Source organism: Lysobacter sp. CA196 (genome assembly GCF_052078695.1).
Taxonomy (GTDB): Bacteria; Pseudomonadota; Gammaproteobacteria; order Xanthomonadales; family Xanthomonadaceae; genus Lysobacter.
Window position 1 is genome coordinate 87843 of the sequence record NZ_JBQJIN010000011.1, and the last position, 21036, is coordinate 108878.

The 21036-nt window shown below is 67.3% G+C and carries 23 protein-coding genes and 2 pseudogenes; 19 read left to right on the forward strand and 6 right to left on the reverse strand.

Annotated features, from left to right (window positions below; genetic code table 11):
* Nucleotides 1-51: 51 nt before the first annotated feature.
* On the reverse strand, nt 52-288 hold the full coding sequence (locus tag ACTOWK_RS12125) for a BolA family protein (protein ID WP_441330415.1): 237 nt from the start codon (nt 286-288) through the stop codon (nt 52-54).
* 249 nt (nt 289-537) lie between these two features.
* Between ACTOWK_RS12125 and ACTOWK_RS12130 the strand changes: the two genes are divergently transcribed.
* The 16 genes from ACTOWK_RS12130 to mgtE all read left to right on the forward strand — a co-directional run bounded on the left by ACTOWK_RS12130 (nt 538) and on the right by mgtE (nt 14139).
* The gene (locus ACTOWK_RS12130; RefSeq protein WP_441330416.1) at nt 538-1563 is read left to right on the forward strand and encodes a KpsF/GutQ family sugar-phosphate isomerase; all 1026 of its coding nucleotides are present in this window, start codon (nt 538-540) and stop codon (nt 1561-1563) included.
* Nucleotides 1564-1690: 127 nt separating this feature from the next.
* A complete protein-coding gene (locus tag ACTOWK_RS12135) occupies nt 1691-2239 on the forward strand; it encodes a KdsC family phosphatase (RefSeq protein WP_031370934.1) in 549 nt (182 codons plus the stop codon).
* Nucleotides 2236-2802 carry an LPS export ABC transporter periplasmic protein LptC gene (gene lptC / locus ACTOWK_RS12140; RefSeq protein ID WP_441330417.1) on the forward strand — a complete coding sequence of 189 codons (567 nt, stop codon included), beginning with the start codon at nt 2236-2238 and terminating at the stop codon, nt 2800-2802. Before ACTOWK_RS12135 ends, lptC begins: the two co-directional genes overlap by 4 nt.
* On the forward strand, nt 2783-3310 hold the full coding sequence (gene lptA / locus ACTOWK_RS12145; RefSeq protein WP_031370936.1) for a lipopolysaccharide transport periplasmic protein LptA: 528 nt from the start codon (nt 2783-2785) through the stop codon (nt 3308-3310). Before lptC ends, lptA begins: the two co-directional genes overlap by 20 nt.
* Nucleotides 3310-4029, forward strand: a complete 720-nt coding sequence (gene lptB, locus ACTOWK_RS12150) for an LPS export ABC transporter ATP-binding protein (RefSeq protein WP_031370937.1) — start codon at nt 3310-3312, stop codon at nt 4027-4029. Before lptA ends, lptB begins: the two co-directional genes overlap by 1 nt.
* A gap of 82 nt (nt 4030-4111) precedes the next feature.
* Nucleotides 4112-5521, forward strand: coding sequence for an RNA polymerase factor sigma-54 (locus ACTOWK_RS12155; protein WP_441330418.1), 1410 nt, complete (start codon nt 4112-4114; stop codon nt 5519-5521).
* Between the two features lie 232 nt (nt 5522-5753).
* Nucleotides 5754-6083 (forward strand): ribosome hibernation-promoting factor, HPF/YfiA family, encoded by a 330-nt coding sequence (gene hpf, locus ACTOWK_RS12160; protein ID WP_031370939.1) that lies wholly within the window; start codon nt 5754-5756, stop codon nt 6081-6083.
* A gap of 42 nt (nt 6084-6125) precedes the next feature.
* Nucleotides 6126-6590: a PTS sugar transporter subunit IIA gene (locus tag ACTOWK_RS12165; protein WP_441330419.1), complete on the forward strand. Its 465-nt coding sequence runs from the start codon at nt 6126-6128 to the stop codon at nt 6588-6590.
* 208 nt (nt 6591-6798) lie between these two features.
* The gene (gene hprK, locus ACTOWK_RS12170) at nt 6799-7749 is read left to right on the forward strand and encodes an HPr(Ser) kinase/phosphatase (protein ID WP_441330420.1); all 951 of its coding nucleotides are present in this window, start codon (nt 6799-6801) and stop codon (nt 7747-7749) included.
* Nucleotides 7746-8654 (forward strand): RNase adapter RapZ, encoded by a 909-nt coding sequence (gene rapZ, locus ACTOWK_RS12175; RefSeq protein ID WP_441330421.1) that lies wholly within the window; start codon nt 7746-7748, stop codon nt 8652-8654. The genes hprK and rapZ overlap by 4 nt, the downstream gene beginning before the upstream one ends.
* A gap of 441 nt (nt 8655-9095) precedes the next feature.
* Entirely contained in the window at nt 9096-9452 is a 357-nt protein-coding gene (locus ACTOWK_RS12180) for a hypothetical protein (RefSeq protein WP_441330422.1), read from the forward strand.
* 54 nt (nt 9453-9506) lie between these two features.
* Nucleotides 9507-9824 carry a hypothetical protein gene (locus ACTOWK_RS12185; protein WP_441330423.1) on the forward strand — a complete coding sequence of 106 codons (318 nt, stop codon included), beginning with the start codon at nt 9507-9509 and terminating at the stop codon, nt 9822-9824.
* A 302-nt stretch (nt 9825-10126) separates the two neighbouring features.
* Nucleotides 10127-10519, forward strand: a complete 393-nt coding sequence (locus ACTOWK_RS12190) for a PTS sugar transporter subunit IIA (RefSeq protein ID WP_441330424.1) — start codon at nt 10127-10129, stop codon at nt 10517-10519.
* Nucleotides 10520-10572: 53 nt separating this feature from the next.
* Nucleotides 10573-10842 (forward strand): HPr family phosphocarrier protein, encoded by a 270-nt coding sequence (locus ACTOWK_RS12195; protein ID WP_031370946.1) that lies wholly within the window; start codon nt 10573-10575, stop codon nt 10840-10842.
* Between the two features lie 13 nt (nt 10843-10855).
* Nucleotides 10856-12565: a phosphoenolpyruvate--protein phosphotransferase gene (gene ptsP, locus ACTOWK_RS12200; protein WP_441330425.1), complete on the forward strand. Its 1710-nt coding sequence runs from the start codon at nt 10856-10858 to the stop codon at nt 12563-12565.
* A gap of 212 nt (nt 12566-12777) precedes the next feature.
* A complete protein-coding gene (gene mgtE, locus ACTOWK_RS12205) occupies nt 12778-14139 on the forward strand; it encodes a magnesium transporter (protein ID WP_057970746.1) in 1362 nt (453 codons plus the stop codon).
* Here mgtE and ACTOWK_RS12210 read toward each other — a convergent pair.
* The gene (locus tag ACTOWK_RS12210; RefSeq protein WP_441330426.1) at nt 14136-14339 is read right to left on the reverse strand and encodes a hypothetical protein; all 204 of its coding nucleotides are present in this window, start codon (nt 14337-14339) and stop codon (nt 14136-14138) included. The two genes, mgtE and ACTOWK_RS12210, sit on opposite strands and share 4 nt — an antisense overlap.
* 110 nt (nt 14340-14449) lie before the next feature.
* Between ACTOWK_RS12210 and ACTOWK_RS12215 the strand changes: the two genes are divergently transcribed.
* Complete coding sequence (locus ACTOWK_RS12215; RefSeq protein ID WP_441330427.1) at nt 14450-15172, forward strand: prolyl oligopeptidase family serine peptidase; 723 nt, start codon at nt 14450-14452, stop codon at nt 15170-15172.
* A 289-nt stretch (nt 15173-15461) separates the two neighbouring features.
* Here the strand turns inward: ACTOWK_RS12215 and ACTOWK_RS12220 are convergent.
* The 4 genes and pseudogenes from ACTOWK_RS12220 to ACTOWK_RS12235 all read right to left on the reverse strand — a co-directional run.
* Nucleotides 15462-15671, reverse strand: a pseudogene (locus tag ACTOWK_RS12220) (alkylphosphonate utilization protein); the annotation flags it as partial.
* A gap of 50 nt (nt 15672-15721) precedes the next feature.
* Nucleotides 15722-16657, reverse strand: a complete 936-nt coding sequence (locus ACTOWK_RS12225) for an aspartate carbamoyltransferase catalytic subunit (protein ID WP_441330428.1) — start codon at nt 16655-16657, stop codon at nt 15722-15724.
* Nucleotides 16654-17148, reverse strand: a complete 495-nt coding sequence (gene ruvX / locus ACTOWK_RS12230) for a Holliday junction resolvase RuvX (protein WP_441330429.1) — start codon at nt 17146-17148, stop codon at nt 16654-16656. The genes ACTOWK_RS12225 and ruvX overlap by 4 nt, the downstream gene beginning before the upstream one ends.
* Nucleotides 17145-17711: a YqgE/AlgH family protein gene (locus ACTOWK_RS12235; RefSeq protein ID WP_435394347.1), complete on the reverse strand. Its 567-nt coding sequence runs from the start codon at nt 17709-17711 to the stop codon at nt 17145-17147. The genes ruvX and ACTOWK_RS12235 overlap by 4 nt, the downstream gene beginning before the upstream one ends.
* A gap of 204 nt (nt 17712-17915) precedes the next feature.
* Here ACTOWK_RS12235 and ACTOWK_RS12240 point away from each other — a divergent pair.
* Nucleotides 17916-18476 (forward strand): annotated as a pseudogene (locus ACTOWK_RS12240) (DNA-3-methyladenine glycosylase I); the annotation flags it as partial.
* A 232-nt stretch (nt 18477-18708) separates the two neighbouring features.
* Complete coding sequence (locus ACTOWK_RS12245) at nt 18709-20472, forward strand: DUF4153 domain-containing protein (protein ID WP_441330430.1); 1764 nt, start codon at nt 18709-18711, stop codon at nt 20470-20472.
* Nucleotides 20473-21036: the final 564 nt, after the last annotated feature.

Consider the following 21036-nt stretch of genomic DNA (forward strand, 5'->3'; position numbering starts at 1 on the left):
GGGAGATCGCAGGTCCGGCAAGGGTCTGGCGGCGGCCGCCGCACAGCGGCTTCAACGGTTCCCGGCTTCCTCGGGCGTCATGGTCTTCAGCGCCAGGGCGTGGATCTCGCCGCCCATGCGCTCGCCGAGGGTCGAATAGACCAGGCGGTGGCGCGCCAAGGGCAGCTTGCCGCGAAACGCCTCGGCGATCACGGTGGCCTCGAAGTGGACGCCGTCGTCGCCGCGCACTTGCGCTTGCGCGCCGGGCAGGCCTTGTTCGATCAGGGTGCGGATGGTTTCGGCGTTCACTACTCGAGCCTCTGCTGGTGCGGCCCGTTGCGCAGGCCGAAGGATGATGCGGCAACGCGGACGACGCAGGTGCGCTGCGTAGGCCGGAAGCCGGCTGAATGCGGGGTGGCCCCCGCCCGGGGCGGATTCTGTCAGGGAGAGATCTGCCGCCGGGGGACGGCGCTGAGCGGACGAACCGCTTAGAATTGACGGATTAGCCTAGCGGAAAGCCCTCCGGTCCGAAATGGCGACCTTCGAAACGGCCACTCTATGACCAGCACCGCACGCCCCGCCCTCGATCCCGCCCTCCTGCAATCGCCCGCGGCGCAGGCCGGCCTGGCCCAGAGCGGCCGGCGCGTGTTCGAGATCGAGGCCCAGGCGCTGGCGGCGGTTGCGGCCCGCATCGACGGCGATTTCACCGCCGCCTGCAACCTGGTCCTGGCCGCGCGCGGCCGGGTCGTCTGCACCGGCATGGGCAAGTCCGGGCATATCGCACGCAAGATCGCCGCGACCCTGGCCTCGACCGGCACCCCGGCCTTCTACGTCCACCCGGGCGAAGCCGGCCACGGCGACCTGGGCATGATCACCGACGCCGACGTGGTCCTGGCGCTGTCCTACTCCGGCGAAAGCGACGAAGTGCTGATGCTGCTGCCGGTGCTCAAGCGTCAGGGCAACCGCCTGATCGCGATGACCGGCCGGCCGCAGTCGACCCTGGCCCGCGAAGCCGACGTGCACCTCGACGTCAGCGTGCCGGCCGAGGCCTGCCCGCTCGACCTGGCGCCGACCTCCAGCACCACCGCCTCGCTGGCGATGGGCGATGCGCTCGCCGTCGCCCTGCTCGAGGCACGCGGCTTCACCGCCGACGACTTCGCCCGCTCGCACCCGGCCGGCGCGCTCGGCCGGCGCCTGCTGCTGCATATCACCGACATCATGCATGCCGGCGAGGAAGTGCCGCGGGTCCACGCCGACGCCAGCGTCAGCGAGGCCCTGGTCGAGATGAGCCACAAGCGCCTGGGCATGACCGCCATCGTCGACGACGACAGCCGTCTGCTCGGTCTGTACACCGACGGCGACTTGCGCCGCACCCTCGACGACGCCGGCGTGGACCTGCGTTCGACCCGCATCGCCGAGGTCATGACGCGCTCGCCCAAGACCATCGGCGCCGACGCGCTCGCGGTCGAGGCCGCGCAGCTCATGGAAACCCACAAGATCAGCGGCCTGCTGGTCGTGGACACTGAACGCCGCGTGGTCGGCGCGCTCAATATTCACGACTTGTTGCGTGCGAGAGTGGTTTAAGAGCCGGGACTCGGGTTTCGGGACTCGCAACAGCGTCCGACCTCTACTGCCAAGTTCCAGATCACGACATCCGAAATTCGAGTCCCGAGTCCCGAGTCCCGAAACCCGAGTCCCTACGCCAAACCCCATGCCCTACAGCCACCTCAACGATTACCCCGCTGAAATCCGCGAACGCGCCGCCCGCATCCGGCTGGCCTGCTTCGACGTGGACGGCACGCTGACCGACGGTCGCCTGACCTACGACAGCGAAGGGCGCGAGCTCAAGAGTTTTCATGTCCAGGACGGCCAGGGCCTGTCGCTGTTGGGCAAGTTCGGCATCGCCGTGCATTTCGTCACCGCCCGCGGCGGCGTCATCGCCGCCCAGCGCGCGGCCGAGCTCGGCGCGACCGCCCATGGCGATGTCGCCGACAAGCTCGCCTGCGTGCAGCAGATCGCCGCCGGCCTGGGGCTGTCGCTGGACCAGGTCGCCTTCATGGGCGACGACCTCGCCGACCTCAAGATCCTGCCCCACGTCGGCCTGTCGGTCGCCCCGGGCAATGCTCACCCCTGGGTGCGCGAGCGCGTGCACTGGCGCACCGTGGCGCGCGGCGGCGAAGGCGCGGCGCGCGAACTATGCGACCTGCTGCTCGGCGCGCAGGGCCACGCCGAGCGCGTGCTGACCGGTGCGCTCGGATGAGCTGGCGCGGCATGCTGACCCTGATCCTGATGGCCGCCGCGGCGTTGAGCGGCTGGGCGTTGTGGTCGCAACGCGACAAGAACCACGGCGACGGCCATGCCGAGGCGCGCCCGGACTACGTGCTCAACCAGTTCGAGGCGGTCGTGCTCAACAAGGAGGGCAAGGAATCGTTCACCTTGCGCGCGCCGAAGCTGACCCGCGACCCGAACGAAAAGACCCTGGACGTCACCACTCCGCTGTTCCTGATCCCGCCGAAGGCCGGCGGCAACGGTGGGCCGTGGGAAGTGCGCTCGCAGCGCGGCTGGGTCAACGCCGAGGGCGACGAAGTGCGCCTGCGCGGCCAAGTCAAGGCCGACAGCACCAATGCCGACGGTAAGCCGATCAACATCAGCACCGAGGAACTGAACGTGTTCCCCGATGCGAACAAGGCCACCTCAGCCGTTCCGGTCAGGTTGATTCAGCCCGGCACTATAATGAACGGCTCGGGATTGCAGGCCGATCTCGAAACCAAGAACGTCACCATCCCCAACGTCAAGGTCCGCTATGAAGCGAAAGCCCGCTAACTGGCCGGCGCTGTGCCTGGTCGCCCTTCTGCTGGCGCCGGCGGCCGCGCTCGCGCGCTCTTCGGACCGCAACCAGCCCATGGATGCCGGCGCCGACAGCAGCAATTGCTCGGTCAGCACCGATTCGGGCCCCTGCGTGCTGACCGGCAACGTCAAGATCACTCAAGGCACCTTGATCATCAATGCCGCCAAGGCCGACATCAAGCGCGCCGGCGGCGACATCAGCTTCGTCACCCTGACCGGCTCGCAGGCGACGCTGAAGCAGGAGCTCGACGACGGCGCACCGTTCAACGGCCGCGCCAACAAGATCGAGTACGACATGCCGAAGGACACCATCGTCTTGACCGGCAACGCCTACGTCGACAAGAACGGCGACACCATCAAGAGCGAACGCATCGTCTACAACTCCAAGACCGGCCAGGTCGAGAGCGGCGGCACCGGCGGCCGCGTCAACATTCGCATGCTGCCCAAGAGCAAAACCGCCGCCCCGGCCAAGGGAGGCGGCTGATGCTGGTCGCACAAGGCCTGCGCAAGGCCTACCGCTCGCGCGAAGTCGTGCGCGACTTCGGCCTGACCCTCGATGCGGGCGAAGTGGTCGGCCTGCTCGGCCCCAACGGCGCCGGCAAGACCACCTGCTTCTACATGATCGTCGGCCTGGTCCCGGCCGATGCCGGCCAGATCGTCCTCGACGGCAAGGACATCACCTCCGAGCCGATGTACGCCCGCGCCAAGTACGGCGTCGGCTACCTGCCGCAGGAACCCTCGGTGTTCCGCAAGCTCAGCGTCGCCGACAACCTGCGCCTGGTGCTGGAACTGCGCGACGACCTCGACCGCGCCGGCATCGAGCGCGAGCTGGCCAGCCTGATGGACGAACTGCAGGTGACCCACGTCGCCGAGCAGCTCGGCGCCAGCCTGTCCGGCGGCGAGCGCCGCCGCGTCGAGATCGCCCGCGCCCTGGCCGCCCGGCCGCGCCTGATGCTGCTGGACGAACCCTTCGCCGGCGTCGACCCCATTTCGGTCGGCGAGATCCAGCGAATCGTGCGCCATCTCAAGAATCGCGGCATCGGAGTGTTGATCACGGACCATAACGTCCGTGAAACCTTGGGCATTTGCGACCGGGCGTATATCCTGAACGACGGTGGCGTGCTCGCGCAGGGGGCTCCGGACGCGCTGCTGGCCAATCCCGATGTCCGCCGTGTCTATCTGGGCGAGCAGTTCCGTCTGTAACCTAGCGGTTGCCGGGCGCGGACGGCGCCCACGACGCGCGACCCGGGCCGACAGCCATCTCAGGTCGCGTTAGTCATCGATGATGAAGCCTCGCCTCCAAGCCTCGCTCGGACAACAATTGGTGATGACACCGCAATTGCGGCAGGCGATTCGCCTGCTGCAGCTGTCGGCTGTCGAACTGGAAGCCGAACTGGCCACTGCGATCGAGAGCAACCCGCTGCTCGACTGGACCGATCCGTCCGCGGTCAACGAAGACGAGCCGCGCCCGCCGCCGAGCACCGAGGAAGGCGCCGAAGCGCCGACCGTCGAGCCCGAATGGACCATGGACGACGGCGAGACCTGGTACGAACGGGTCGGCCCCTCCGACCACAGCGATGAGGACTCGCCCGCGGCCGAACAGGTCGCCGAGGCCGAGACCCTGCACGACCATCTGCTGTGGCAGCTGCACCTCAGCCCGCTGTCGCAGCGCGACCGCAGCATCGGCGTGGCCCTGATCGAGGCGATCGACGACGACGGCTACCTGCGCGAAAGCCTGGCGGCGATCGTCGAATCGCTGGCGATGGGGGTGAGCGAGGAAGAGGTCGCCACCGTGCTGCACCAGGTGCAGCGCTTCGACCCGGTCGGCTCCGGCGCGCGTTCGCTCAGCGAATGCCTGAGCCTGCAGCTCAACACCTTGTCCGACGACACCCCGGGCAAGGCGCTGGCCCTGGTGATCGCCGGCGAACCGCTGGAGCGCCTGCCGCGGGTCGGCGCGGCCGGCCTGGCCAGCGAACTCAAGCGCGACATCGCCGAGGTCGAGACCGCGGTGCAGTTGCTGCGCTCGCTCGACCCGCGCCCCGGCGCGCAGATGGGCGCGATCTCCACCGACACCTATGTCACCCCCGACGTGGTGATCTGGCGCCAGAACGGCCTGTGGCGCGTGGCCCTGTCGGAAGCGATGCGTCCGCGCATCTCGATCCACCGCGGCTACGAAAGCATGATCCGCCACGCCAACGCCTCCGATGCCAGCTATCTGCGCGGCCATCTGCAGGAAGCGCGCTGGCTGCTCAAGAGCCTGGAAGCGCGCGGCGACACCTTGCTCAAGGTCGCGCGCTGCCTGCTCAAGCAACAGGCCGGGTTCCTCGAATTCGGCGACAGCGCACTGCGTCCGCTGACCCTGCGCGAGGTCGCCAACGAAGTCGGCCTGCACGAATCCACGGTCTCGCGCGCGATCGCCCGCAAGTACGCGCGCACCCCCCGCGGGACCATGCCGCTGCGCGCTTTCTTCGCCTCCGGCATCGACACGGGTTCCGGCGGCGAAGCCTCCAGCACCGCGATCCAGGCCATGATCCGGCGCCTGATCGAGGCCGAGAACCCGCGCAAACCCTTGTCCGACGCGCGCCTGGCCGAAACCCTCAAGGCCACCGGCGTGCCGGTCGCGCGCCGCACCGTGGCCAAGTACCGCGAGGCGATGAGCATTCCCTCGTCGCAGGAACGCGTGCGCATGGCCTGAGGCCGCCAAATCCCGCAAAGCCGCTGGATTTCGGCCTCTATTCCCCATCGAATCAGTGACTTAACAATGGCCTACGACCATTGTTGCGGTCTTGCCACTTGCACCTGGAACTGAGCGTGAGATGCTGGAATCCCTGGCCCCGGCCAGGGCGTCAATCAGGCTCCGAAGCCCGCCGACGAGCGACGGCCCGGAGCCCAGTCTGCATTCTCCCGCGACGTGAAGGAGGTCTCCGATGCGTATCGAAACCCACGGCCAGCAACTGGAAGTCACTGCAGCCCTGCGTGACTATGTGGAAACCAAGCTGGCCCGTCTGCAACGCCATTTCGACCAACCCTTCGACGTGCGTACCCAGCTCAGTCTCGACAAGCCCGACCACCGCGCCGAGGCCACCGTTCTCATCGCCGGCCGTACCCTGCACTGCGACGCCGCCGCCATCGACATGTACGCCGCGATCGATCTGCTCGCCGACAAGCTCGACCGCCTGCTCATGAAGCACAAGAGCAAGCAAGTCGATCACCACCGTGGCGAAAGCCTCGCACGCAACGGCGAATTCGTCGGCTGAACCCGGCCCCCGGGACCCGGTCATCGATCCAGACACGCTGTCATGCCGCTTTATGAATTACTGAGTGCGGAACGGGTCGCGATCCTGGTCGAACCCGGCGATCGCAATACCGTGCTCGACGTCGCCGCGCGCATGCTCTGCGACAGCAACTCCTCCACTGCGTTCGCCCTGCGCGCAAGCCTGGGCGAACGCGAACGGCTCGCCAGCACCGCCATCGGCCACGGCGTCGCCATTCCGCACGCGCGTACGCCCCTGTTCGAAAACAGCCGCGGCGCCTTTCTCAGGTTGGCCGAGCCGATCGATTTCGGCGCCATCGACGGGCGCCCGGTCGACCTGGTCCTGGCCATGGCCATTCCCGAGCATCACGTCCAGCAGCATCTGCAATTGCTGGCCGAGCTGGCCGAGCGCTTCGCCGACGGCGGCTTCCTCGACCGATTACGCTCGGCGCCGAACGTCGCCGAGCTGAGTTATCGCCTGCTCGACCACTGTCGCCGCAGCGCGGCCTGAGCCCTGCCGTTCCGAGATGTGCAGTTCCGGGATGTGTTGATTCCAGCGGCACCGCTCCGAGCCGTGTCGATCCGAGCCACGCTCCTTTCCCCAACCGCTGAGCGGCTCATCGGCCTGCCTCGCCCGCCTTCTTCACACCGCGCCGCGAATGCGACCGGTTCCGCACCGATGCGGACACTGCCATCGCTTTGCTCGTAAACTTCCGCCCATGAGCAAGAGCATCCGTGCAGGCGAACTGTTCGAACAGCAGCGCGAGCGACTCGCCCTGCGCTGGGTAGCCGGCCAACGCGGCGACGGCCGTCTGGTCGAAGCGGTCAATACGGTCGCACGGCGTCCGTCGCTGGCCGGCTACCTCAATGCGATCTACCCGAACAAGGTGCAGATCCTCGGCACCGAGGAACTGACCTGGCTCGACGGCCTGGACTCGCGGCTGCGCTGGGAAACGATCGAGAAGATCATCCAGTTCCGGCCCCTGGCCCTGGTCATCAGCAAGGACCAGCCCTGCCCCGAAGACCTGCGCATCGCCGCCGAGGAAACCGACACCCCGCTGTGGGTGTCGCCGCGCCGCGGCCATGAGTTGCTCAACCACCTGCAATATCACCTGGCGCGCGCGCTCGCCCCTCAGATCACCCTGCACGGGGTGTTCATGGAGATCTATTCGATCGGTGTGCTGATCACCGGCGAATCCGGATCGGGCAAGAGCGAACTCGCGCTCGAACTGGTGACCCGCGGCCACCGCCTGGTCGCCGACGACGCCCCGGAATTCACCCAGATCGCGCCCGACGTGCTCGATGGCACCTGCCCCGACATGCTCCAGGACCTGCTCGAAGTGCGCGGCCTGGGCGTGCTCAACATCCGCCAGATGTTCGGCGACACCGCGGTCAAGAACAACAAATACCTGCGCCTGATCGTGCACCTGACCAAGCCGATGAGCGAACCGATCCCGGCCGGGATCGAGCGCCTCACCGGCGACACCGGCATCCGCCGCGTGCTCGATCTCGACGTGCCGATGATCACCCTGCCGGTCATGCCCGGCCGCAACCTCGCCGTGCTCACCGAAGCGGCGACGCGGCTGCACAGCCTGCGCATGAAAGGCCTGGACCCGGCCGCGGCCTTCATCGCCCGGCACAGCAACTTCCTGGAGCGCGGCGAATCGTGAGCAATCCCCTTTTCGAAACCGGCTCGGCCGAGTCGAACGCCTTCACCCTGGTCATCGTCAGCGGCATGTCCGGCTCGGGCAAGTCGGTGGCGCTGAACACCTTCGAAGACCTGGGCTTCTACTGCGTCGACAACCTGCCGGCGGAACTGCTGCCGCAATTCGTGCAGAACGTGATCAAGGCCGAGGAAGGCATGCCGACCAAGCTCGCGGTCGGCATCGACGTGCGCAACCGCCACAGCGACCTGGCCAACATCCCGGAGTGGCTGTCGGCGGTGGGCGCGCTCGGCGCCGACCCCAGACTGGTGTTCTTCGAATCCAGCGACGGCGTGCTGCTCAAGCGCTATGCCGACACCCGCCGCCGCCATCCGCTGAGCCAGTTCGGCCTGGCCCTGGCCGATGCGATCTCGCTCGAACGCCAAGTGCTCAAGCCGCTGCGCCAGATCGCCGATGCGATCGTCGACACCAGCGAGCTCAACGTCCATCAGTTGCGCCGCCACGTCATCACCGAATTCGCGATGGGCGGCGACGCCGGCATGTCGCTGCTGTTCGAGTCTTTCGCCTATCGCCGCGGCGTGCCGGCCGATGCCGACTTCGTATTCGATGCGCGCGGCCTGCCCAATCCGCACTGGAACCCGGCGCTGCGGCCCTTGTCGGGCCGCGACGGCGGCGTGCGCGATTACCTGGAAGCGCAGGCCGACGTGAACCTCTACGTCGAGCAGATCAGCCAGTTCCTCGACACTTGGCTGCCGCGTCTGCAAGCCGACAGCACGCGCAGCTACGCGACCATCGCCTTCGGCTGCACCGGCGGGCGCCATCGCTCGGTGTACCTGGCCGAACGCATGGCCGAACACGCCCGCACCCGCGGCTGGAACGAAGTCGCCGTGCACCATCGCGAGCTCGACTGAGTTCTGCTGCGCCGCTCATTCAAACCCCGGACACGCTTCCCTTTCAGTTCCCCGTTTGAAAAGGGGGGGTAGGGAGATTTGTTCCTGAGCCCGTCAAGTCGCGCACGCAAAGCAAATCCCCCGCGCCAGCCGTCTTCGGTTCGACTTCGCACCACGCAGGGCGCCGCTCCCTTCTGCAAAGGGGGCGAACCGATGCGTGCGCCTTGCCAAAGGGGGGCCAACCGTCGTTTCGGACCACACGCGAAAACCCGCCCGCATGCTGCGCCCATCGCGTCGATCTGAATGCGCTCTGAGCCTCGCCCCGACCGGCTTGGCATCCTTACAAAATTTTCCCATTGCCGTGTCGCGACGCTTGCAAGCCTCGCCTTAGTTTCGTGGAGTGCCGGAAAATCTGAGCGTTCTGAGCGTTCCGGTGCGTCTCCATCCCAACGGAGCAACGACATGAAAGCCATGATCCGCCGCCTCGCGCCGATGCTGCTTGCGATCAGCGCGTTGGCCTTGCTGCCGGCCGCGATGGCCCAGGCGCAATCCGCACCGCCGGACGATGCGATGCAACGCACCGAGCCGCCGGTCAACGATCAACGCGGCCAGGCGCCGACACCGCCGCCGGCCGACACCACCGTGCCGGCGAGCTTCGCCGACCTCGACAGCAACGGCGACAACAAGATCAGCCGCGACGAAGCCGCGCTCGATGCGCGCCTCGCCGCCCATTTCGCCACGCACGATCACGACGGCGACGGCGCCCTGTCGCTGGCCGAGTACCAGGCCGGCCATGGCAAGCGCGGCGGCGACAAATAACGCCGCACGTCCGCTGCCCGTCGCGTCCTTCCTCCCCGACAGCCAAGGATTACGATGAATATCTTCCCGCCTCACCCACACGCTCACCCACGCGCCCTGGCCATGGCCTTGGGCGCCTTGTTCGCGGCCGCCGTGTTGAGCGGCTGCAACAAGCCCGACGAACCGGCGCCGATGGAATCGAGCGGGCCGGCCCCGGCCACGACCGATCCGGGCCCAGCGCCTACGCCGCCGGCCGAGATCCCTGCGGCCAATCTGCCGCCGCCCACCGACACCCCCAGCGACACGCCACCGACGCAGAACCCCCAGCCCACTCCCACCGACCCGACCGGACCACCGCCGCCGGCCGAGGACCAGGCGCCGTCGAAGCAGTGACGCCGCACCGGCCGCAAGGCAGCGGGCCGTCACGGCACGGCCCGCTGTCGCTGTGAACTCCGTCGACCGGCAGGCTCGCCCATCGCATTCGTCTATCGCATGGCCCGTGCGGTTCGGTCCGGCGCCTTCGATGCGGCCGGCTCGCACCTGCCGTCCCGGCCTCGTCCCACCCGCACGAGACCGAAGAATCAAACAGTTGCCTGCCGCGTCCCGGCCCTCGGTCCGGGGCGCTCGCTGCCGTGCCCTCGGGCCGCCGCATTCGGCGCTTCCGGCTTGTCACTCCCCTCTGTTAAGTTGGAGGCATGTCAGTCGGCGTCCTTCTCATCACCCATTCCGGTATCGGCAGCGCACTCGTCGCGGTCGCCAACCGCCTGCTCAACCCCTTGCCGCTGCGCACCGAAGCCCTGGAGGTCCCGTTCGACGCCGACCCCGACGCTTTGCTGCCGCTCGCGAGCGCTGCGCTGCGCCGCGTCGACGACGGCGACGGCGTGCTGGTGTTGACCGATCTGTACGGCGCCTCGCCGAGCAACCTCGCCGCGCGCGTGTCGCGGCTGGGCACGCCGGTGCGGCGCGTGTCGGCCTTGAACCTGCCGATGCTGCTGCGGGTGATGAATTACTCGGAGCTGGAACTGGACCAGTTGCCCGCGGTCGCCGCCGCCGGCGCCCGCAACGGTGTAATCCTGGATGACGCCTGACCGCATGACGCGACTCGCAACGACGCGTAAGACCATTGCCTGAGGACCCCGACATGATCGAACGCGACCTGACTGTTTCCAACCGACTCGGCCTGCACGCCCGCGCCACCGCCAAACTGGTGCAGGTGTTGTCGGCCTTCCGCAGCAACGCCACGCTTACCGCCAAGGGCCGCGAGGTCAACGCCAAGAGCATCATGGGCGTGATGCTGCTCGCCGCCGGACAAGGCACCCACGTCAAATTGCGCGTCGAGGGCGAGGACGAAACCAACGCCGCCGACGCGGTGATCGCCCTGTTCGACCGTCGTTTCGACGAAGACAGCTGAGCCGGAGGCACACATGAGGCAGGAATTCCAGGGTCATGGGGCATCGCGCGGCAGCGCGCTCGGCCGCGCCCGCGTCCGCCTGCCGCATGCGCTGGAAGTCGCCGAGGAACGCATCGGCCACGACCAGGTCGAAGCCGAGCTGGCCCGCCTGCACGTCGCCATCGACACCGTCCGCAACGAAATGCACACCCTGCGCGACCGCCTGCACGGCGCGCTCGCGCACGAGGTCGGCGAGTTCCTCGACCTGCACACCCTGCTGCTCGACGATCCGGAACTGCTGCACGGCCTCGACGAACTGATCCGCAGCGGCCACTACGCCGCCGACTACGCCCTGCGCCTGCAGCGCGACCGCATCGCCTCGGTGTTCGAGGCGATGGACGACGCTTACTTCCGCAGCCGCGTCGACGACATCGACCAGGTCATCGGGCGCATCCATGCGGCGCTGCATCGGCGCGATCACGATACCTCGGGGGTGGCCGGCGAGATTTTGGTCACCGACAACGTCGCCCCGGCCGAATTGGCGCAGTTGCAGGCGCAGGGGGTGATGGCGATCGTCACCGCCGCCGGCAGCACCCTGTCGCACAGCGCCATCCTCGCCCGCAGCCTGCATCTGCCCCTGGTGGTCGGCACCGCCCAGGCGCTGCTGAAGATCAACGACGGCGACGCCCTGGTCGTCGACGGCGCCACCGGCACGGTGATCCTCGAACCCAATGCCGAGGACCTGCGCAGCCACCGCACGCGCACCCGCGAACTGGCCCGCGAACGCAAGCAACTGCATCGCCTGCGCCGCGAGCCGACCCGCACCCTCGACGGCGTCGACATCAAGCTCTACGCCAACGCCGAGTCGCGCGAGGACGTGGCCGAGGCGCATTCGCTCGGCGCCGCCGGCGTCGGCCTGTACCGCACCGAATTCCTGTTCCTGCAGCGCAACGAACTGCCCGACGAAGACGAACAGTTCCGCGTCTATCGCGACGTCGTCCTCGGCATGACCGGCCGCATGGTCACCATCCGCACCCTCGATCTCGGCGCCGACAAGGCCGACAAGACCGGCCTGGCCCTGCGCGACGAGCCCAACCCGGCGCTCGGCGTGCGCGGCGTGCGCCTGTCGCTGGCCCGCGACGGCCTGCTCGAGACTCAATTGCGCGCGATCCTGCGCGCCTCCGGCTACGGCCCTGTGCGGATCCTGGTGCCGATGGTCAGCTCGGCCGAAGAGATGCGCCGTGTGCGCGAGCTGTTGAACCGCGTCGCCGCCGACCTGCGTCGGGAAGGCCAGGAGATCGCCGACCACGTGCCGCTCGGCGCGATGATCGAAGTGCCGGCCGCGGCGATCGCCCTGCCCGGCTACATCAACGCCATCGACTTCCTGTCGATCGGCACCAACGACCTGGTCCAGTACCTGCTCGCGGTCGATCGCAACAACGAAGCGCTGAGCGAGCTGTACACGCCGCTGCATCCGGCGGTGCTGCGGGTGATCCGCGACGTGATCCGCCTGGCCCAGGCGCGCGGCAAGCCGGTCGCGGTGTGCGGCGAAATGGCCGGCGACGCCAACTTCGCGCCCCTGCTGCTGGCCCTGGGGCTGGAGGAATTCAGCCTGCACCCGGCGACCTTGCTGGAATTGCGCCGTGCGATCCGGAGCCTCGACCTGAGCGTGCTGCGCAAACGCGCGCCGGCGCTGTTGCGCGCACGCGACCGCGCCGGCATCGAGGCCTGGCTACGCGGTTGATGCACGGCCGCGGTATGCGCGGCCTTTAGAACTCCGCTGATCCAGCGCCGCCGCGCCGCCGCGTCGTTCATCTCCAAGCGCCGCAATCACGCCTTCTTCCGACGCAAGGCTGAAAGCTGGGCTTTGTAAGCTGCAGGGGCGATAATCGCCGCATGAACATCTGACCCTCGCCGGCTTCGTGGCCGCGTCCGTCACCCGCCAGGAAGTACCGTATGGCCGAAGCCGTCCGCCACGACAAGACCGCACGTCAGCTGCGCCTGCTTTCCGACGCGCTCGACAGCGGCCGTCTGGGGCCGGTGCGGCGCCTGGTCAACACCCTGTCCCCGGCCGAAATCGGCAACCTGCTCGAATCGCTGCCCCCGGGCAAGCGCGTGGTGGTGTGGGGCCTGGTCGACCCGGAAGACGACGGCGAGGTGCTGGTCCACGTCGGCGAGGAGGTGCGCGAAAGCCTGCTCGCGGACATGGACACCGACGAGATCGTCGCCGCAGTCGAAGACCTCGACATCGACGACTTGGCCGACCTGGTCGAAGACCTGCCCGACACCGTCATCGACGAAGTGCTCAAGTCGATGGACCGCGAGAACCGCGAGCGGCTCGAACAGGTCCTGTCGTATCCGGAAGACACCGCCGGCCGCTTGATGAACCCCGACGTGGTGACGGTGCGCGCCGATACCACCATCGACGTGGTGCTGCGTTACCTGCGCCTGCGCGGCGAACTGCCCGAACACACCGACCACCTCTACGTGGTCAGCCGGCGTCATCAATACCTCGGCCGCATCGCCCTGGCCGCCCTGCTCACCCACGAGCCCGGCACCGCGATCAATAAATTGATCGACGACGAACAGCCGGCGATCGATGTCGGCGAAACCGCCGCCGAAGTCGCGCGCCAATTCTCCGACCACGACTGGATCAGCGCCCCGGTCGTCGACGACAACAACATCCTGCTCGGCCGCATCACCATCGACGACGTCGTCGACATCATCCGCGAACAGGCCGAACACCAGGCCTTGAGCGCGGCCGGCCTGGACGAGGACGAAGACTTGTTCAGCCCGGTGCGGCGCGCGTTCCGGCGCCGCCTGATCTGGCTGTCGATCAATCTGTGCACCGCCTTTCTCGCCGCCAGCGTGGTCGGCCAGTTCGAGGACAGCATCGCCAAGCTGGTCGCCCTGGCCGCGCTGATGCCGATCGTCGCCGGCATGGGCGGCAACGCCGGCACCCAGGTGCTCGCGCTGATGATCCGCGGCCTCGCCCTCGGCCAGATCGGCGCCTCCAACGTCGGCGTGCTGCTGCGCAAGGAATTGATGGTCGCGTTGATCAACGGCCTGGTGCTCGGCGTCGGCCTGGGCCTGATCGTGCTGGTCTGGTTCCGCCAGCCCGGCCTGTCGCTGGTGATCGGCGCCGCGCTGACCATCAACTTGCTGACCGCCGCCGCCGGCGGCGTGCTGGTGCCGATCACGCTCAAGCGGCTCGGCTTCGACCCGGCCCTCGCCGGCGGCGTGATGCTGACCACCCTCACCGACGTGATGGGCTTCCTGAGCTTCCTGGGCCTGGCGACGCTGATCCTGATTCGCTAGTCCCTTGTTCGCTGATCGCGATCCATCGACTCGCCGATCGCGATGACGATGACGATGACGATGACGATGGCGATGGCGATGGCGATGACGAGCAACGACGCTATTTGTCTGGGGTGGCTTAGCGCGACGTCGTCGTTGCCTTGCGCTTGAATCGGTGCCGGACGCGGCCGATGATGCGGACAACCCGCCACGGAGAACATCGATGCCGCATCGCCGTCCGCTTCGTCTCGCAGTCGCGTTATTGCTAGGCGGCTCGCTCGTGCTCGGCGCCGCTTGCGCGCCCTCCTCCACCCGACCCGACGCCGCCCCCATGTCCGACACCCGAGCGCATGGCCATTTCGTTTCGCGCGAACTCGAGCGCGATGGCATCGTCCACCGTTATCAGGTGTTCCTGCCTTCGCGCCGCGCCGGCGGCGAACGGCCGGCCCTGATCATGTTCCTGCACGGCTCGGGCGAACGCGGCGACGACAACCGCAAGCAGGTCGAAGTCGGGCTCGGGCCGGTGGTCCGTTCGCGGCTCGACGAATTCCCCGCGATCGTCGTGTTCCCGCAGATGCACACCGACCAGGCCGACCTCGAACGCTTCGGCGACACCGCTTTCGCGATGCTCGATGCGGTGCAGGCCGAGTTCGGCGGCGACCCGCAGCGAGTCTTGCTGACCGGCTTGTCGCTCGGCGGTTATGCGAGTTTCGAGCTCGCCTTGATGCAACCCGAGCGCTTCGCCGCGGTGGTGCCGATCTGCGGCGGCTTCGACCCGCCGGAAGCGCAGTTCGTCGCACGCCGCAAAGCGCTCGGTGGCGTGTCCAGCCACGACGAAGCCGCGCAGAAACTGCGCGGCATTCCGTTCTGGGTGTTCCACGGCGCGAAAGACGACGTGGTCTCGGTGGAAAACTCGCGACAGATGGTCGACGCCCTCAAGCGCGCCGGCGCCGAGGTGCGCTACACGGAATTCCCGGAGGCGAAGCACAACAGCTGGGACCCGGCCTATGCGACCGCGGCGCTGTGGCCGTGGTTGTTCGCGCAGCAGCGTTGAGGGATGGGTGCGCGGGTGAGTACGGGGAAAGCAAATCCCCCCTACCCCCCTTTTTCAAAGGGGGGAATCCTTTCGGCAGGGCTTCGAAGCGACTGGATTCTTCGCGGGACGATTCCGGAAACGTCTCGTTACACCAGGGGGTCCAATCGGCGATTACGACGCAGCCAGCTCGAAGATTCTTGTCTTCGGAATACCACACAATCGACCGAACATCCCCCCTTTGAAAAAGGGGGCTAGGGGGGTTTTGCTGTTGCTGTTGCCCTGCCGTGGCCCCTACCCAGAACCCCGCTCAAGCCTTCTTCAAGAACTCGGTCTTGAGCACCAGCCCCTTGACCTTGTCGACGTTGCACTCGATCTCGCCTTCCTCGTCGGTCAGGCGGATGTTCTTGCACAAGGTGCCGCGCTTGAGGGTCACCGAGGTGCCCTTCACTTTCAGGTCCTTGATGAGCAGCACCGAGTCGCCGTCGGCGAGCGGGGTGCCGTTGCTGTCTTTCACGATCATGTCGATATCCGGTAAGCGGCCGCACCGGAGGGGCGCGGCGAAAAACATCAGCCCTTGAGCAGGGCCTCGAGCACCGCCATGCGCACGGCGACGCCATTGGCGACCTGGGTCAGGATCAGCGACTGCGGGCCGTCGGCGACTTCGTCGGTGATCTCGACGCCGCGGTTCATCGGCCCCGGGTGCATCACCACCGCGTCGGCCGCCGCACGCTTCAGGCGCGCCGCGCTCAGACCGTAATCGCGGTGGTAGTCCTGCAAGGAACTGACCAGGCCTTCTTCCATGCGCTCGCGTTGCAGGCGCAGCATCATCACCGCATCGACGCCGTCGAGTGCGGCATCGACATCCTGGGTCACGGTGCAGCCGTCGAGGGTGCCGTCGTCGGGCAGCAGCGACGCCGGGCCGCAGACGCGGATCTCGCCGGTACCGAGCGTGCGCAGGGCCTGCAAATCCGAACGCGCGACGCGCGAATGCTTGACGTCGCCGATCATCGCCACGCGCAGGCCCGAGAAGTCGCGGCCCTTGGCCTGGCGCAGGCTGAGCATGTCGAGCAGGCCCTGGGTCGGGTGCGCGCTGCGGCCGTCGCCGGCGTTGACCAGGCAGGTGCCTTCGCGCGCCTGCCCGGCAAGCGCGGCGACCGCGCCGTCTTCGCGATGGCGGACGATGAAACCGCGCACACCCATCGCTTCGATGTTCTTGAGCGTGTCGAGCGCGGTCTCGCCCTTGCTGGTCGACGAGGTCGAGGCGTCGAAATTCAACACGTGCGCGCCCAACTGCTGGGCGGCGAGCTGGAAGCTCAGGCGGGTGCGCGTGGAGGGTTCGAAGAACAGGGTGCAGACCGCGATGCCGTCGAGCGCGCGCCGATCGTAATGGCCTTCGGCGAAGGCCTGGGCGCGGATCAACAGGGCTTCGAGCGTCTCGCGCGAAGCATCGGCCAGGCTCAGCAGGTGGCGCGAGCCGGCGACGCTGGAAACAGGGGTGTTCATATGTGCGGAAGCTCGTCGATATCGGTTGCGTCGTCGGGTGAAGCCAGCCAGCGTTCGACGATCACCGCCGCGGCCACCGCATCCAGCGCCTCGGCATCGCGGCGGCGCTTGCGGCCTTCGGCGCGATCGGCGGCGAAACGGTGCGCGGCCTCGATCGAGCTGGAGCGCTCGTCGACCAGCACCACTGGAAGTTTGTAGCGCACACGCAGTTGCCGGGCGAAATCGAGCGCGCGCGTGCGCGCCGGCTGGTCGCCGCCATCCAGGGTCATCGGGTCGCCGACGATGAAACCGTCGGGGCGCCATTCCTTATGCAGACGGTCGATCGTGCCCCAATCGGGGCCGGCGCCGTGCACGTCGATGACCGCCAAGGCACGTGCGCCGTAGCCGAAGGCGCTGCCGACGGCGACGCCGATGCGGCGCGAACCGACGTCGAACCCAAGCACGGTGCCGTCGCGACGGATGCTGGCGGGCTTGCTCGCCACCGAACTCATGCGTGACCGGCGTAGTCGGCCAGGTGGGCGAAATCGACGCCGATGCGCCCCGCCGCCGCCTGCCAGCGCGCGTCCAGCGGCAGCTCGAACAGCAATTCGGCGTCGGCCGGCGCGGTCAGCCAGTCGTTTTCGGTGATCTCGTGTTCGAGCTGGCCCGAACCCCAGCCGGCGCAGCCCAGCGCGACGATGGCGTTGTCCGGGCCTTCGCCCTTGGCCATCGCCTCGAGGATGTCGCGCGAGGTGGTCAGGAACAGGTCGTTGCCGATCACCAGGGTCGAGTCCCAGCGGGTGCCGCCGTCGTGCAACACGAAGCCGCGCTCGGGATGGACCGGGCCGCCGGCCAGTACGACCTGCGAACGCAGCGACTCGTCGCCGCCGTCCACGCCCATCTGCCCGAACACTTCGCCGAGCGTGTATTCGGAGGGGCGGTTCACTACGATGCCCATCGCACCGTCGTCGTCGTGCTGGCAGATCAGCGCCACGCTGCGCGAAAAATTGGTATCGGCCAACGCGGACAGCGCGATCAGGACCTGATTGGCGAGGGGTGTGGGCATGACGGACATGGCCCCATTCTAACCGGCCCGGCGCGAAATCGGACCCGGAAACGCGCGGTCCGCGACCGTCCCCGAGGGCCTGCGTCCCGAATCCAGGACCTGTCCCGGCCTGCATCCCCACGCGCATCCGACCATACGGCCCGCAGTCCTCGTGGCCCTGGATTCCCCCGGGCCCCGGCACCACAATCCAGATCCGCGTCCCACGAGGTTCCCATGTCGGGCTACTGCGACATCGCACCGGGCCATCCGGTCCACGGCCATTACCACGATCACGAATACGGCTATGCGCGGCGCGACGAAGCCGAGCTGTTCGAACGCCTGATCCTGGAGATCAACCAGGCCGGCCTGAGCTGGGAAACGATCCTGCGCAAGCGCGAGGGCTTCCGCCGCGCCTACGACGGCTTCGACGTCGACACTGTCGCCGGCTACGGCGAGAACGAGCGCCTGCGCCTGCTCGACGACGCCGGCATCATCCGCAACCGGCTCAAGGTCGACGCCGCAATCCACAACGCCCAGGTCGTTCAGGGTCTGCGCGCGACCCACGGCGGCTTCGCCCAGTGGCTCGACGCCCACCTGCTGCTGGACGGCCGCCCGCGCGACAAGGCCGCGTGGATCAAGCTGTTCAAGCAGACCTTCCGCTTCACCGGCGGCGAGATCACCAACGAATTCCTGATGAGCCTGGGCTATCTGCCCGGAGCCCATCGCGAAGATTGCCCGGCCTACCGGCGCATCGAGCAGCAAGGGCCCTACTGGCGGCAAGCGCAGGCGCAGGCCGGTGCGCCGCCGGCCGGACCCAAGGCGGCGCCCAAACCGGCCGCCAAAAAAGCGGCTGCGAAAAAAGCCGTCTCCAAGAAAACGGCCGCGAACAAGACCGCAAGCAAAGCACCGGCACGCAAATCCCGCCAGAGCGGCTGAAACCGAACGTTACGGACGGCAGCGCCGCACCCGCCTTCGCTGGCCGGCTGGCACCGCCATGACGACCCAGGCCATCGATCAAGGACAGAACATGAGCACGGCCCCCGCACTGCCCCGTTCCACGCGCGGCTTCATCGTCGCCGTCGCTCTGCTGCAAGGCCTGTTGCTGTACCTGGCCCGCAGCGGCCACGTCCTCGATGGCCACAGCGCGCAAATCTGCTGGTACGCCCTGGTGCTGTCGGTGCCGAGCGCGATGATCCTGTCGGTGCAGGATTTGCGCGACCGCCGCTTCTGGGAGCAAAGCCTCGGCTTGGCCGCTATCTATGCCGTGCTGGCTGTATGGGCCGGTTGGAGCGCCACCGGTGCGCCGCAGATCAAGGCCGGCGCGGTGCTGTGGCCGTTCGGTGCGAGCGTAGCGATCGCTTTATTCATCGCCCTGCCCTACCTGCAATGCCGGATCGCGCATCGGCGCTGGAGCGCGTCGTACCCTGATCTGTTCGAGTACGGCTGGCAGAACGCCTTGACCCTGATCCTGACCGGCGTGTTCGTCGGCATCAGCTGGGGCGTGCTGGCCCTGTGCGCGGTGTTGTTCGAGCTGATCGGCATCAAGTTCTTCGGCGATCTGTTCTCCGATCCGCGCTTCGCCTATCTCGCCACCGGCATCATGGTCGGCCTCGGCATCCTGGTCGGCCGCACCCAGCAGAGGCCGGTGCAGGTCGCACGCCAGATCCTGTTCGCGATCTTCAAGGGCCTGCTGCCCCTGTTGTCGCTGATCGCGGTGCTGTTCGTCGCCAGCCTGCCGTTCACCGGGCTCGACGCGCTGTGGCGCACCCGCTCGGCAACGTTGATCCTGATGTGCCTGATCGCCCTGCTGGTTCTGTTCGTCAACGCCGTCTACCAGGACGGCGAAGGCGAACCGCCCTACCCGGCCTGGTTGCGGCGCATCGTCGAGGCAGCGCTGCTGAGCCTGCCGGTGTACGCGGCGCTGGGCCTGTACGCACTGGGCCTGCGCATCGCCCAGCACGGCTGGACCGGCGACCGTTTCTGGGCTCTGGTCGCGTCGCTGCTGCTGAGCGCTTATGCCTTCGGCTACGCCTGGGCCGCGCTGCGGCCGCGCCAAGGTTGGCTGCGGCCGCTGATGCGGGTCAATGTGATCGTTTCGTTGATCGCGCTGGCATTCGCGGTCGCCGCCAACTCCTGGCTGCTGGACCCGCACCGGCTCAGCGTCGGCGACCAACTCGCGCGCCTGCACGACGGCCGCATCGCCGCGGAAGATTTCGACCTCAAGCACTTGCGTTTCGATAGCGGCCACCGCGGCTACGAAGCCCTGCTGGCCCTGCGCAAGGACCCGAAGTTCGCCACGGCTGCAGAGAAAGCCGAGCTTGAACGCGTGATCGCGCTGAAAGACCCCTGGGTCTACGACTTCGAACACCCCGACGGGCTGCCGAAGACCCTCACCGCACTACGCCAGCGCATCAAGCCCGCGCCCGGCGCCGACGCACCCGACCCGGCCTGGCTGCAGATCGTGCTCGACGGAAAGCTGTCCACGCCCGACTGTCTCGGCGAACACGCCGAATGCCTGCTGCTTACGCCCGACCTCGACCGCGACGGCCGCAACGACTATCTGCTGTGCAACACCAACCAATACGGCGCCAGCTGTTTCGTCTACGCCTTCGAGAACGGAGCCTGGATCAAGATCGGCAGCAGCTATCTCGGCGACCGCTTCGAAGCGATCCAACCGGCCCTGCGCAAAGGCGACATCCGCCCGGTGCCCCGCCGCTGGGCGGACTACCAGTTCGGCGAAGGCGGCGAAGTGATTCGGCTGGAGTTGGAGCGGGTGGAGGTCAAGAAGTAAATGAAACCGCCGCAACGGATACGACGCTCAGACCTCACGCCTTACGTGCAGCCCTTGCAGGCGAGAAATATGCGCCATGAATAGCTTGCTCGCTTAGCCTCATACCGGGCATGTACTAAACAGACTGCGCACTCCCAGTCTTGCACAACATGCAAACTACACCGACCACAAACTCCCCAAGCACCTTGCACGCAATTAATCAACTCAACAAAATTCATCAGATGCGTCACATTCAGCAACCTGTATATCTCTACCTCTTGGTCACATATGAGTCACAGTTCCGGCTCTCAGAAAGAACCGCCAGATCCTTTAGAGGGTCTGGGTCAGGATTACTTCCAATAAAACTATTTATTTTAACCTCGCACGACTTTAAAACTTCCCCCTTGAAAACCGCACCTATTGTCATATACGTCACTTGAAAAGTTTCATTAATTAGCTTGCCGCACCGATAAGTTCTTCCACTGCGCCGCGCGACCCGAACCCATTCAAATCCCTCCATGCCTCCTTGGAGCTTAAAAGAGCGGACAGGCGCACCCAAAATCTCCAAGGATGCCTCCTTCACCT

What these genes read in the sequence shown, in the direction of transcription:
- ACTOWK_RS12130 (WP_441330416.1), top strand. Translation starts at nt 538, where the DNA reads ATGACCAGCACCGCACGCCCCGCCCTCGATCCCGCCCTCCTGCAATCG.
- ACTOWK_RS12135 (WP_031370934.1), top strand. Translation starts at nt 1,691, where the DNA reads ATGCCCTACAGCCACCTCAACGATTACCCCGCTGAAATCCGCGAACGC.
- lptC (WP_441330417.1), top strand. Translation starts at nt 2,236, where the DNA reads ATGAGCTGGCGCGGCATGCTGACCCTGATCCTGATGGCCGCCGCGGCG.
- lptA (WP_031370936.1), top strand. Translation starts at nt 2,783, where the DNA reads ATGAAGCGAAAGCCCGCTAACTGGCCGGCGCTGTGCCTGGTCGCCCTT.
- lptB (WP_031370937.1), top strand. Translation starts at nt 3,310, where the DNA reads ATGCTGGTCGCACAAGGCCTGCGCAAGGCCTACCGCTCGCGCGAAGTC.
- ACTOWK_RS12155 (WP_441330418.1), top strand. Translation starts at nt 4,112, where the DNA reads ATGAAGCCTCGCCTCCAAGCCTCGCTCGGACAACAATTGGTGATGACA.
- hpf (WP_031370939.1), top strand. Translation starts at nt 5,754, where the DNA reads ATGCGTATCGAAACCCACGGCCAGCAACTGGAAGTCACTGCAGCCCTG.
- ACTOWK_RS12165 (WP_441330419.1), top strand. Translation starts at nt 6,126, where the DNA reads ATGCCGCTTTATGAATTACTGAGTGCGGAACGGGTCGCGATCCTGGTC.
- hprK (WP_441330420.1), top strand. Translation starts at nt 6,799, where the DNA reads ATGAGCAAGAGCATCCGTGCAGGCGAACTGTTCGAACAGCAGCGCGAG.
- ACTOWK_RS12180 (WP_441330422.1), top strand. Translation starts at nt 9,096, where the DNA reads ATGAAAGCCATGATCCGCCGCCTCGCGCCGATGCTGCTTGCGATCAGC.
- ACTOWK_RS12185 (WP_441330423.1), top strand. Translation starts at nt 9,507, where the DNA reads ATGAATATCTTCCCGCCTCACCCACACGCTCACCCACGCGCCCTGGCC.
- ACTOWK_RS12190 (WP_441330424.1), top strand. Translation starts at nt 10,127, where the DNA reads ATGTCAGTCGGCGTCCTTCTCATCACCCATTCCGGTATCGGCAGCGCA.
- ACTOWK_RS12195 (WP_031370946.1), top strand. Translation starts at nt 10,573, where the DNA reads ATGATCGAACGCGACCTGACTGTTTCCAACCGACTCGGCCTGCACGCC.
- ptsP (WP_441330425.1), top strand. Translation starts at nt 10,856, where the DNA reads ATGAGGCAGGAATTCCAGGGTCATGGGGCATCGCGCGGCAGCGCGCTC.
- mgtE (WP_057970746.1), top strand. Translation starts at nt 12,778, where the DNA reads ATGGCCGAAGCCGTCCGCCACGACAAGACCGCACGTCAGCTGCGCCTG.
- ACTOWK_RS12210 (WP_441330426.1), bottom strand. Translation starts at nt 14,339, where the DNA reads ATGTTCTCCGTGGCGGGTTGTCCGCATCATCGGCCGCGTCCGGCACCG.
- ACTOWK_RS12215 (WP_441330427.1), top strand. Translation starts at nt 14,450, where the DNA reads ATGTCCGACACCCGAGCGCATGGCCATTTCGTTTCGCGCGAACTCGAG.
- ACTOWK_RS12225 (WP_441330428.1), bottom strand. Translation starts at nt 16,657, where the DNA reads ATGAACACCCCTGTTTCCAGCGTCGCCGGCTCGCGCCACCTGCTGAGC.
- ruvX (WP_441330429.1), bottom strand. Translation starts at nt 17,148, where the DNA reads ATGAGTTCGGTGGCGAGCAAGCCCGCCAGCATCCGTCGCGACGGCACC.
- ACTOWK_RS12235 (WP_435394347.1), bottom strand. Translation starts at nt 17,711, where the DNA reads ATGTCCGTCATGCCCACACCCCTCGCCAATCAGGTCCTGATCGCGCTG.
- ACTOWK_RS12245 (WP_441330430.1), top strand. Translation starts at nt 18,709, where the DNA reads ATGAGCACGGCCCCCGCACTGCCCCGTTCCACGCGCGGCTTCATCGTC.